Source organism: Rhizobacter sp. P3_B12 (assembly GCF_056402895.1).
This window is the reverse complement of sequence record NZ_JBFUGN010000938.1, coordinates 1-2,403: the sequence shown is the minus strand read 5'-3', so window position 1 is coordinate 2,403 and position 2,403 is coordinate 1. Positions and strand designations below refer to the sequence as shown.

Here is a 2,403-nt window from a genome sequence, read left to right as displayed (position 1 = left end):
GCGATCAGGATCGGGAGGAGCATCAGCCATGTCGCAGGCAGTGTTGAAAGGCTGGCCAGGGGGCTCGGAGAAAAGTCCATGGTCTTTCCCGTTCGGTGAGACGGTCGCTGGGGTTCAGTGACCTGTCAGGTTGCTGTCTAGGGTGTCGTCATGATCTCGATCGCAGCGGCGTTTGGCTATGGACAAATGCCGCGTCGGGTGCAGGCCAAAGTCAACAAATGCCAACTGCAATCGGTCACTGAAATGCACAAGAGTCATGTTGAACCGTTGAGCGATTTGACTCCGACCTCGCTGCACTGTTTGTCAACAATTGACAAGTGACAGGTGTCCGTTTGGCAGCGGCTCGGCGCCGGCCCGCGATGGACAGGTCAGGCGTCGTCGCGCAGCGCGCTGCGGACCAGCTGCAGCGCCGCCTTGGACTGGAACTGCTCGGCCAGCCGCTGCAGGCGCAGCGCGAAGGGGCGGCACGTCGACGAGGTCTCCGCCAGCTCGGCGGCTTGCTTCGCGAGGTCCTGCATGTTGCCGAACTCGGCCAGCTGCAGCAGCAACTCGAGTCGGGCCCGATCGGGCAACTGGTCGAATGCAGGGTCGCTGGGCGCCTCATCCGACGCGACCTCGCGGGCACTGTCCCATTCCACCCACTCCAGCTGCAGCAGGCGGCCGATGGCGTTGATCAGGGCGGTCAGCGTGAACGGCTTGGGCAGGAAGGCATCGGCTCCGACATCCAGCGTGTGCTGGTGGTCGGTGGCCGAGGCACTCGCCGAGATGGCGACGATGCGCACGTCGCGCAGCATCGGCATCTCGCGAAGGCGCCGGGTGGTCTCGAAGCCGTCCATCACCGGCATCACGCTGTCCATCAGGATCAGGTCCGGCCGATGCTCCAGCGCGACCCGCAGGCCCGCGGCCCCATCCGGCGCTTCGAGCATGTCGAAGCCCAGCGATCGCAGGAACGTGATCAACGGCCGGCGGTTGGCTTCGGTGTCGTCGATGACGAGCACCTTGCGGGGCGGGCCGCGGTAGCCGGCGATGGTCTGCACCTGGCGCTCCGTGGGGGCGACGGTCGTGAGGTCGGTGCTCGCCAGCGACAGGTCGAGTTCGAAGCAGAAATGGCTGCCATGCCCGATCCGGCTGCTGACGACGATGTCGCTGCCCATCAGCGCCACCAGCTGGCGGCTGATCGCCAGGCCCAGCCCGGTGCCTCCGAAGCGGCGCTGCACGTCGGCGGCCTGTTCGAACGGCCGGAAGATGGCGCCGAGCTTGTCCGGGTCGATGCCGATGCCGGTGTCGTGCACCTCGAAGCGCAGGCGCACTTCGCGCGCCGTGCGTTGCGTCTCGTGGACCACCAGGCTGACTTCGCCGTCGTCGGTGAACTTGACCGCGTTGCTGAGCAGGTTCAGCAGGATCTGGCGCAGCCGAGTGCTGTCGACGGAGACGATGGTGCCTTCGGCGCTGTGGTCCTCGAACCGGAACTTCAGTTCCTTTTCCTGGACACGGATGCGGATGATGTCGGTGATGGCGCCGAGGAAGGTCTTCAGCATCACCGGCTCGGGGAAGAGTTCGAGCCGGCCGGCTTCGATGCGCGAGAGGTCGAGCAGGTCGTTGATCAGCAGCAGCAGGTGCTCCGCGCTCTGCTGGATGGTCCGCACGCCTTGCAGTTGCTCCTTGTCCAGCCGCGTGTCGATCTGGAACAGCTGGGCGTAGCTCATGATCGCGTTCAGCGGCGTGCGCAGCTCGTGGCTCATGTTGGCGAGAAAGCTGCTCTTGGCCCGGTTGGCGACTTCGGCCGATTCCTTGGCGGAACGCAGTTCGGCCGTGCGCTCGCGCACCGTGATCTCGAGGTTCGTCTGGTTGAGCTGGAGCTGCCCGAGCATCGCGTTGAACTGCTCGACGAGGTCGCCCAGCTCGTCCTGGCTGCGCCGCACGACGCGCCGGGGCGGCAGGCCCTGGTGGATGTCCCGCGCCACGCGGGCCAGGTCCTCGATCTGCGAGAGGCTGGCGTGCAGCAGCACGGTCGCGAAGACCAGCCCGATCGCAAGCGAGGTGCCGAGCGCGGCCAGCAGCGGCAGCGATTGCCGCTGCCATTGCGTCATGGCCGAGGGCGAGGTGCCGAGCAGCCGGAGCTCGCCGGTGCGCACGCCGTCCAGCATCACGTCCAGCGAAACCGTCAGCGTGATGCCATCCAGGCCGTGGTCCGGCGGTGGCGAGGTATAGGAGGCGACCAGCCGGCCGCGGGAGTCGAAGAGTTCGGCACGGCTGGCCGAGGTCTGGCCGCGCAGTGCCGCCAGCGTCTCGGCGGCCGCGGCCGCATTGCCGAACGCCAGCGCCGCGGCCGTGCCTTCGGCCATCACGGCGGCCAGCGCCTGCATCTGCTGGCGCGCGGCAAGCTGCTGTTCGGCGATCTGC

2 protein-coding genes are annotated in these 2,403 nt (G+C 67.1%); one reads left to right on the top strand and one right to left on the bottom strand.

Annotation, left to right across the window (positions count from 1 at the left end):
- Positions 1–150: 150 nt before the first annotated feature.
- Positions 151–321 carry a hypothetical protein gene (locus tag AC1D01_RS30385; RefSeq protein ID WP_477873062.1) on the top strand — a complete coding sequence of 57 codons (171 nt, stop codon included), beginning with the start codon at positions 151–153 and terminating at the stop codon, positions 319–321.
- Positions 322–368: 47 nt separating this feature from the next.
- On the opposite strand, the gene AC1D01_RS30380 is transcribed toward AC1D01_RS30385, so the two are convergent.
- Positions 369–2,403: ATP-binding protein (locus AC1D01_RS30380; protein WP_477873060.1), on the bottom strand; the 2,035-nt coding region annotated here is incomplete at its 5' end.